Source organism: Treponema sp., assembly GCF_017430385.1.
GTDB lineage: Bacteria > Spirochaetota > Spirochaetia > Treponematales > Treponemataceae > Treponema_D.
On record NZ_JAFRNB010000091.1, the window covers coordinates 1 to 9,767 of the forward strand.

At 44.2% G+C, this 9,767-nt stretch carries 9 protein-coding genes; 7 read left to right on the top strand and 2 right to left on the bottom strand.

All coding sequences use genetic code 11. The features are described 5' to 3' along the window. The 7 genes from IJJ71_RS06275 to IJJ71_RS06305 all read left to right on the top strand — a co-directional run. The coding region (locus IJJ71_RS06275; protein ID WP_296845978.1) for a host specificity factor TipJ family phage tail protein at nucleotides 1–4,632 on the top strand (4,632 nt) is incomplete at its 5' end. Nucleotides 4,633–4,643: 11 nt separating this feature from the next. Continuing rightward, the gene (locus IJJ71_RS06280; RefSeq protein ID WP_296845979.1) at nucleotides 4,644–5,615 is read left to right on the top strand and encodes a hypothetical protein; all 972 of its coding nucleotides are present in this window, start codon (nucleotides 4,644–4,646) and stop codon (nucleotides 5,613–5,615) included. Between the two features lie 350 nt (nucleotides 5,616–5,965). Next, nucleotides 5,966–6,565: a recombinase family protein gene (locus tag IJJ71_RS06285; protein ID WP_296845980.1), complete on the top strand. Its 600-nt coding sequence runs from the start codon at nucleotides 5,966–5,968 to the stop codon at nucleotides 6,563–6,565. Between the two features lie 190 nt (nucleotides 6,566–6,755). Next, nucleotides 6,756–7,043 carry a hypothetical protein gene (locus IJJ71_RS06290; protein WP_296845981.1) on the top strand — a complete coding sequence of 96 codons (288 nt, stop codon included), beginning with the start codon at nucleotides 6,756–6,758 and terminating at the stop codon, nucleotides 7,041–7,043. A 23-nt stretch (nucleotides 7,044–7,066) separates the two neighbouring features. After that, nucleotides 7,067–7,513 carry a hypothetical protein gene (locus tag IJJ71_RS06295; protein WP_296845982.1) on the top strand — a complete coding sequence of 149 codons (447 nt, stop codon included), beginning with the start codon at nucleotides 7,067–7,069 and terminating at the stop codon, nucleotides 7,511–7,513. A gap of 58 nt (nucleotides 7,514–7,571) precedes the next feature. After that, nucleotides 7,572–7,961: a hypothetical protein gene (locus IJJ71_RS06300; RefSeq protein ID WP_296845983.1), complete on the top strand. Its 390-nt coding sequence runs from the start codon at nucleotides 7,572–7,574 to the stop codon at nucleotides 7,959–7,961. A gap of 2 nt (nucleotides 7,962–7,963) precedes the next feature. Then, the gene (locus IJJ71_RS06305) at nucleotides 7,964–8,449 is read left to right on the top strand and encodes a ferritin-like domain-containing protein (protein ID WP_296845984.1); all 486 of its coding nucleotides are present in this window, start codon (nucleotides 7,964–7,966) and stop codon (nucleotides 8,447–8,449) included. A 101-nt stretch (nucleotides 8,450–8,550) separates the two neighbouring features. Here the strand turns inward: IJJ71_RS06305 and IJJ71_RS06310 are convergent, their stop codons facing one another. Next, on the bottom strand, nucleotides 8,551–8,880 hold the full coding sequence (locus tag IJJ71_RS06310) for a helix-turn-helix domain-containing protein (protein WP_296845985.1): 330 nt from the start codon (nucleotides 8,878–8,880) through the stop codon (nucleotides 8,551–8,553). 4 nt (nucleotides 8,881–8,884) lie between these two features. Further along, nucleotides 8,885–9,767: BRO-N domain-containing protein (locus IJJ71_RS06315; protein WP_486389616.1), on the bottom strand; the 883-nt coding region annotated here is incomplete at its 5' end.

A 9,767-nucleotide genomic window follows, 5' to 3' on the forward strand; every position in this document is an offset into this window, starting at 1 on the left:
GGCTGGCGGGTGCTTTTTGACGATGAGATTGTCACGGACTTTGAGAGGAAGCCGGAAGAGAACCAGCATGTCTATATCAAGCTCGTGCCGGAGGGGGACAACAAAAACCTTGGAACTGGCATGAAAGTCGGCGGCGGAGCTTTAGTCGGAATTGGTATTTTAGTCAGCGTGCTAACGGGATGGACAGGCATTGGATTAGGTGTTGGCGTAGCTCTAATAGGTGCTGGTGTCGGAATGGGTGCAGGCGGAGTAGTTCTTTATAATATCGAGATCCCATCGGTTTCACCGTCGAGCAACAAAAAACGTGAAAGCCCGGAGCAAGACCCGTCAATCCGGGGAAGCCAGAATCAAACAAGACCTTACGGAATATTGCCAGTTTTATTCGGTCGGCGAAGAATTTACGCAGACCTCGCGACAACAAGCTACACATGGGTTGATCCTGCTGACGGTGCTGTTTACCTTTACCAGCTTTTCTGTGCAGGGCAGAAAGACATGGAGATTGACAGAAAATCCATAAAAATTGACGAAACCTTACTCAAAGACTTCTCTGCATCGGGAAACATCGACACGATTCTCAATGGGCAGGACGCTCTGATTAATATGAGAATTGCACATGGTGAAAGTTTTCCGCCATTCGCTGAAAAATGTGTGCATGAGATACAACACAACTCTGTCTTGAAAAACATGACGGATGATGGCATTGACGGTTCAATAATAGAAACGACACCTGACGGAACGACAGAAATTAATGTCGATATATTCTTCTACAACGGTCTTGCCAAATACAATGATGACGGAAGCCTTGAAGAGACCTCTGTTGAAGTCATGGCCTGGTACAAAAAGGCGGATGAAGATGATTCCGCATACAGGACTCTTGGATATTTTTCAGGTGACACCAACGAGCTGCGCGGAAACAAGCTCAAGACAAAAAGATTCGCAATCTCGAAGGCTGACCTTGAGCCAGCAAGCTACACCGTGAAAATTTCTCGTATTACAGCTGACAGTTCGGACATAAAAATTGTTGATGAGGTTTATGTCGGATCAATCCGGGCAATAAAGGACGAATATCCTGTCAGGCAGGAAATGTGCGAACGGCTGACGCTCATAGGGCTTAGGATTAAGGCCTCCGAAAAACTTCAGAATGTCGTTCAAAAATTAAATTTCATTGCCGAATCAAGGCTCCCTGTTTACGATGGACAGTCATGGAACTATTCAAGAACAAGTAATCCAGCCTCGGCCGCCATGTATGCCATGAATGGTGATTTCGCACAGCAGAAACTTGCTTCGTCTGAAATTGATTCAAACTCGTTCGGAAAACTGTACGAATGGTGCAGGACACATTCCTATGAATGTAATCAGTATCTCACAGAGTCCATGACAATTTCCCAGCTGCTGACCTCAATCGCAAGCACATGCAGAGCAGAAATCCTGCGTGTGAACGGAAAGCTGACAGTGATTCAAGATATTGAGAGAGAGTCCTTCGTGCAGTTGTTTACCCCAAGGAACTCCGCCAATTACAAAGAAAGCATAATGCTCGCTGATGTCCCGGACGAAATCAAACTTGGCTTTGTAGATTCAGAGAACGGATTTGCGGAGAATGAAGTTTCTGTTTACAACACGCCGGACGGGAACAAATCCGGTATGACGAAAACTTCACAAGAAATAAGTTTGTGGGGAGTCACAAATTCCGTACAAGCCCGCAAACTTGGTATGTACAATTATGCAGTTTCCAAGCATCGTCCAATAATACATTCATTTGATGCGGATTTCGAGTATCTCATGTGCCGGAAGGGCGACTGGATAAAATATGCAGGTGATATTGCGCTGGCAGGAATAACTCAGGGAAGAATCGTGGCTCGAATTTTGGACGGGGCTGGTTTTGTCACAGGCTTCGAGTTCGACGAGGAAATTCCGATGGAAGATGGAAAATCTTATGCAATCCGAGTCCGCTTGAATAACGGAGAGACAGTCCTTCTTGATGTGGAAAACAACGGCGAAACTTCAAATAGCGTTTCCCTAACCTCGTTTATTTCCACAGAAATCGCACCGAAAGAAGGTGATTTGTTCGCATTTGGTGAGCGAGGAAATGAAGCGATAGATTTGATAATAACTGACATACAGTGTGGCGAGAACCTTTCGGCGAATCTTACCTGCGTGGAGTATTCGCCTGAAATTTTCGGTGTGGATGAGGAAGGGTTTGAACTCCCCGACTTTGAGAACAAGCTAAGCATGACTCAGGGGGCAACGGATTCGGGCAAGGTGAGCGGCTGGCGCACATGGACGACTTTCAATGACAGCGAGGAAATGCCAGAAAAACCAAGCGGTGACGGAACGGACGATGACTGGCACTACGTTCAGACGGCAGAATCAAAATGGATTTCCACGAAAACCGCGGAAACGGTAAATGACGGCGAATGGAGCTATCCAAGCCCGATGGGGCAGTATGCGATTGAGAAAATAAAAGACATCGTAGGAAACGACAATATTGAGGTAGGTTCCCCTGACAAGCCTGTAATATCATCTGCGGAGGCAGGACGAGACGGAATAACAATTCGGTGTCTCCCTTTCGGTGTCGGGCTTGCGAACACAATCAAAGTCATAGACTTCTACATAAAGAAAAACCCGTCATCTGGCTGGGAATTCTTCGCGGAATCGTCATCGCTCTCTGCAACCTATGTGTTCGACCGTGATAATGATGGCTATCCCGAAAAAAACGACATGAGCGGGTGGCTTATCCGTGCAAAAGCGTTCAACATATACAATAAAGAAGGAGATTTCAGCGCGGAAGTTCTTGTAAATACGGAACGGTACGGAACATGGTCTTTGCAACCGCCGCTCGTCTATACTAGGATAAATGACAGGACGGTAACCCTCAAACTCTCACAGCCATCCAGGGCTGACTCACTTGAATTATACGGCACCTTGAAATACCGTATTCAAGTTCGGAGACCTGAAATTGACGGCGAGAACACATGGTTCAAGCCCGCTACATCGTTAAACCCAGAACCGGTCAAAGATTCGGACGGAAACATCGTGAGTGGCAACGAGGAAAATTATAAGGACGGCTCCGGATATATCATTTCTGACGAAACCTATATTCAGAAAATGCCGCTTTCCGGACAATCAACAAACAATATCCGTGACACGCTCTACCAGTTTCGCATAATCGCCGAAAATGAGGCAGGAACATCATTGGAGACAGTGATTAACGCCACGGCCCTCTGCACGAACATTAAGGACATAGTGGCGGCAAACGAAGATTACAAGCAGCTTTATATCACTGATCTCTCAGCACTTTCCGCAAACATCGGTGCGATTCTGGAGGGGGCTTTCGGTGACGGCGCAAACCTTTGGGATTTATCAACCTTCATCGATAAGTACGGAAACCAGCATTACAGGGGACGGATGTATGTCGGTGGCACGGAGCAATACCTTCATGTTGACCCAATTATCAGAGACGGAATCCCGACAGGCGAGTACACCATCGCATTCAAGGTCGGCTCATTCGAGATTACGTCCGAGGCATCAAAAATCAACGGTGAATTCATAGTTCAGCTGAGCGAGACTTCGCTTGACCGCACGCGCATCACACCGCAGGGCACTTATTATGAGCACCGAAGCACCCCGGATGGAGAATGGATTACAGTCGCGAAGCAGGAAACAAAAGGACTTCTCTCGCAGATTCTATACTCGGAGCAGAGCATCGTCGTCACGAATGCAACGATTGCGGAACGAAGAAAACTCGGCCATGACATAGGAAAAGCTCACCTCACAAACAATGCACTCGTATATCACTTTGACACAGATCTTTTCAATCAACATGGAAACGAGGGGTACACACTGGATTACAACTCTTATCCTGTTCTTGTTGATGCAGGCGACAACAATCCTTCAGATGTGATTGATTTCACTCCGGCAATTTTAACCCTGTCGCCTTATTCAGAAATAGGAAAATCTCTCTATGGCCAGTACAAACTCTCTCATCCGATTTCCGGCAATTCTTGGACGGTGGACTTCTGGATTCAGTACATCTGGGCTGAAAAACAGACAGTTTTTGACATAGGAAGCGAAACTGACAGGATTTCTGTCGTAATATCAACAGGCGAACCGAACTACAATGAGTATGACGAAGATAGCGAGCCACCCTACAACTACGAAGTCACGGAAACAGAATCTCTCGTATACAATGTGACTTTGGGAGCAGATAACTTCATTTTCCATACAGGAGATAGAGATGAACATGTTCTTTTCTCCGATTTTGGCATTAAGTTTGAGCCTAACACATGGTTACATTTTGCCGTTGTCATGTCGGCCGATAAAATAAGTCTTTTTATCGGCAAGAAGAAAGTTGATTTCTCCCGCTACTCAGCGAGCCAAACTTCGGGAATGGCCGTATTTAACAAGGAGATGAATTCATTCTGTCTTGATGAGCTGTACATCGACACAGTAGCGGAAGATTTTGAAATGTTCGTGACATCTTCGCTTAATAAGATTCCGTGGGGAACCCTCGATTACACGAAGAAACATTTCATCATTGATGCGGCAGATTTGAGAAACTTCCATACGAATCTTTTTGACTCGGATATTTTCAAGCAAAAAGTCCTTGAAATAATAAGAGAATACCATTCATAAGGAGCAAAAAAATGATCGACCTTACACTAAATTCTATTTTAATTCCAGATATAACTGGTTATACTCCGCCGTTCGGAACAAAGGTCGCGAGAACGCCAATAAACAAAGGTGGGCTTTCGACTCAGGAAGTAAACAACAATATCATAGCCTCTTTTGTGAAGATGCGCGGTGTGGTCGTAACAGTAAGCGATTCGACGAGCGTGATTGAGTATGATGCGAAACTTCTCATTGAGGCTGAATCAGCAATTACTCTTACCCTCGGAAATGCAACATACAGAGGATGCAAGGTTTCTATTGTGAATACAACAAGTTTCACGCACACACTTATCTGCACATCGGTAAGCACAAACGCACCGATCATTCTCCCGAACACAAGTTTTGAAATTATATGGACAGGCACGGCATGGAAGAGTTTGTCAGCTCCGGCAGTCGGAAAAAGAGTCACCCAGTTCCCGCAGGAAGAACCGCCATCGATAACATATCCCTGCACAAAATGGGAGTTGCTATCTTTTGACGGAGCGTTTTTCCGTACAGAGGGAACGAACGCAAAGCAATTTATAGACAAAACGGGCGTTTTGACTCTACAGGGAGACCAGAATAAGAGTCATGTCCATTCTGTAAAAAGCGTGTCCGAAACTTATGGAACAAGCTCAACAACTCGTACCTATGATTTGTCTGGCTCATGGTCTCTGGGAGGCAACGACAATAGTTGGGAGATGGGACTACCAGCCTCTGGATATGCAGCTGCTGTTACTTGGAATAAGCCAAAATCATCTGGAAAGGCATCATGGACTATTAAAACCAGCGGTAATAGGAATGCGATGTTTGGGGGGAATGGTTGGGGAGCCGATCTTGCTACTGAACTGAATTTTGATGTCAACCATTCCCATGATTTCAATCATTATCATAAAATGGATCCTAATGGAGGAGACGAAGCGAGACCTATAAATTACACCATTCGTGTGTGGAAGCGTATAGCTTAGGCCGTTCTCTTCCAGATTCTTATCGTATAGTTTTTCGGTCTGGCTTCAGCCCCTCCATCATCGGATTGGTTTACGATGTGGTTTTGTTTGATGTTATGTGCATGCTCAAGGTTTGCATCTTCTGTTTTAACACTCGAAGCAGTATATGCAGAACCTGATAGATTATATGAAGCACCGCTCAGATTACTAAAACCTTTAAGATCGTGGCTATGAGTTACATGATCGGACATTCCGCCGGAATTTCCTTTAAACTCCTCCAACGACACGTTATGCCCGTGTTGCTTATTCTGGTCTCCCTGTGGAGTCAAAACGCCCGATAAGAATATAAATCTTATCAAAGAGGCGAAAATATGGTGTACGGTTATATTCGTGTGAGCACTGAAAAACAGACATTGGAGAACCAGAAAATTGAGATACGGAGATATTGCAAAGAGCGACGGCTTCGTAATATCAAATGGATAGCTGAGACTGTCAGCGGTACGAAAAAGCCTGAAAAGCGTAAACTCGGAAAACTACTGGAAGAAGCAAAAAAAGATGACATTGTAGTAATTGCGGAGATTTCTCGGCTTGGCCGCTCAATGCTCATGATTCTCGATGTCGTGCAGTCGTTCTTAGAGAAAGGAGTTCAAGTGCGGGCAATCAAAGAAGGGTATGAGCTTGGTGACAATATTCAGAGCAAGGTGATTGCTTTCGCATTCGGGCTTTCCGCCGAGATTGAGCGGCAGCTTATTTCTGAGCGAACTAAAGCGGGACTTCTTCGTGCCGTAAAAAACGGAAAGCATATTGGCAGGCCGAAAGGCGTTTTCACCGGCAAATACAAACTGTGCGGCAAGGGTGGATTCATACGACGAGAACGAAAAAAAGGAAAAACTAAAGCTGAAATTGCGCGGGAACTCTGTGTAAGTTGGATAACTCTGAATAGGTATATGAAAAAACGAAGAATTATATAAATCGGTTCACAGCAAAAGCCGTAAAAAGCACCGTATGACCTATGATTTTAACAAAAAAAAGGGCAGAAACCCGCAAGTTGCAGCTTGCGGACAAGTGCTTAGGACACTTACAGGATAACCTGCTTCCACCCATTTCATTAGGAATATCGGCTATTTTTGTCTTCTGGTTTAGCCTTTCACAGGGGCAACCGTGTCTGAAACTGTCAGAAGAATCAACAATTTCTTTCGTCTCGCATCAAAATCTGATATAGACAGAATCAGGGAAAACATCGTCCTCTCTGAACGGCAGTGCAGGATTTTCGATATGTACTACATAAAAAAGCAAGGCAGAGGATTCATTTCTGACACATTGTTCACCAGCCAATCCACTATAAGCAGCGAGCTGAAGCAAATCCGTATAAAACTTGTAAAATTTCTGCGAAAAGAATGTGATTTTTCTGAAAAACCTGTTTCTGATTCCGTTTTAGAATCTCCTTAATTCATTTCAAGGAGGTAAACGAAATGGAATACGCAAGCAATGCAAAAGCGAATGCCGCTCTCACAACTGGCATTATCGGTACTGTGCTTGGAGGTATCGCAAGTGCTGGTGGTATTGGTGCAATTCTTGGCCTTGGCCGTCCGAATCCTGCTAACATGCCGGAAGACGACCGTCCTGTCACCCGCTACGAGATGGGCTTGATTCAGGAAAACAACCGCAAGGACACTGAAATTGCGATTCTTAAATCCCAGCAGTACACTGACCGTGCGATGGTCGGAGTACAGGCACAGTTCGCGCAGCAGACCGCTTGGAATGCCGTGCAGGGCATCAACATTCAGACAATTCAGAACCAGCTCGCTTCAATCACGAAGTTCATGGTTCCGATTTCTGCGATTGTTCCTGAACCGTTGACCGCTGAAGCGGCGACGGCTTCTGCACCCAAAACTACAGGTACAGGCTCTGGCTCGTAACGCCTGATTTTTGGCGGGCATATCGGCGAGGTGTGCCCGCCATTTTTGGAGGAAAACTATGTTCACAAGAAATCAGATTGTAGGCGGAATCATTAAATTCATTGAGACCGACATGACAACGGCAGCGGGCAACGGAACCTCAAAATTCATCGTCTCGCTCGCAAAAAACGCACTCAAAAAAAATCCTGCGATTGTTGACGAGGCTCTGAAAAATCCGCTGATTAAGTCCGTGATTCCGTCTGAAAACGGCAAGTATGACATCGCTCCGATGACAGAAATGCTCAAGGACACTCTGGCTGAGACAGGAACAATCCCGCTCAAATTGCCGAGGATTCCGCTTCTTCTTCCAGAAGGAGACGAAATCAGGCTCAACACCACGGACATCGACAAAATCGTCAGCTATATCAACGAAAATGCTGGCACAATGACACCAACAACGGAGGCATAATCATGGAATTTCACAACCTTTTGAAAAAATCAATTGATGGAGAGTCGGAAGACATTTCACGCTATGAGACAATGGCGGCTATGGCACCCGAAGAGTTCGAGCCGATTCTTCACGACATCGCAAAAGAAGAGAGACAGCACCTTCATTTCCTCAACGAGATAGCCGAAAAAACAGGCTGGAGAGAAAATGAAGAAAAGAACGAAGAAGAGAATCTCGGCAACATGACCATGAATGACAGTGTTGAAAAACTTTACAAAGAATTGGATGAAATCAAAACACTCATTCTTGAAGTTCATTCTTTGGTTATGATGAAATATCCAGATGAGTCTCATTCTTCTGAGCACCATGAGCACCATGAGGAAAACAAAGATTCAACTGACTCCGAGCAAATTGCCGAGCCAACAGAACCTTCAAATCCCCAGAACGGAAACGGCAATGGTAGCACAATGCCCACTATCCAAGATTCAACTCAAAGAATCATCCGCTAAAACAAAACAGGCAGTCATGCACGAATAATCTAAAATTATTTGTGTATTCTGCCTGTTTTTTCTTTGTTAAAAAATATCAGTTTTTGTTGTAATTTATTGTGTCAGGTTATTCTATAATTTTTAGTTGCCATAATCCGAGCCATCTCTGTAACAGCTTGTTTTTCATGTTCTTTTAGACTCGAAAAACATTTTTGTATTACCAAAAGCCGCTCTTTATCGTTGCCGTTCAGGTCTACCGGAAGCTGATTATCTATGATGCAGTCGTATCCCACCCTAAATAATTTTGAAAGCTGACGCACAACCGAAAGTGGAGGTTCCAGTTCCATGCTTTCATATTTTATCAAAGCCTGGCGAGAAATCCCCAGTTCCTCAGCAAGTTTTGTCTGAGTGTAGTGATTCTGTTCGCGAAGTAGTTTTATTACACTAATCATTCTTTTATTCCTTTCCGGCATTTTCTATCAAGTTTGTAACAATAGTATTTAATTCTGGAGCCGCTTTATTAGAAATTACACTATGGCCGATTTCCGATTCAAGCTCTTTTCTCGCATTGCCTGCAATTCTTCCACCGCGTTGTGCAGCAGATTTATTTTCTTCAAATGTCGATGGATTTTCAGTCTGAGAAATATTTTTTGTAGCCGTTTCTGCCAGCATGTTCAGAATTATCTCCGTTGTGCTCATGTTATCCCGAAGATTTTCTTTTTTTAGACCTTTATAGTTTTTGTATGCTCTGGTCGTCATTCCAGACCAAGCTTTTGTAATTTCATCAGTTAAAATTGCATATTCAACGCCCTTCTTAACACCATGAAGTTCCCATTCGTCAGTAAGTTCTTTGCGAACCTGAATTGCCTGCAAACGCTGATTAATCCATTCTCGGGAATAACCTTTCTTTGCATAAGTTTCCAAAGCCCGGTTTATTGTGATTTCAGGATCAATTGTTTCTTCAATTCGTTCCCTGCCAACTTCTGCAAGCCATTTTTTGAAAGGTTCGGCTTTTTTTGACGGAACTGACTGAATAATTCTTAACAATTGCTCCGTATTCGCAACATCAGTAAGTCGCATTTTTCCATCAGCAGATTTTAATTTCAACTGCTTACAATTTGTAAGCAGTTGATCGGCACCTTCTTCAGAAAGACGTTTTTTTAATACTGCCCAATATGTACTTGCAGAACGAGGAGTAGCCTGCTCCGTCAGCACACCGACAACATCCACAACAGAAAAATACCATTCCTCTTCCTGCTCGTTCCATGCTGTGCGAATCAACGAATTTTCAAAAGTTTTTGGAATCTCCTTGCTCATACAATAAGCATAATACAAATAC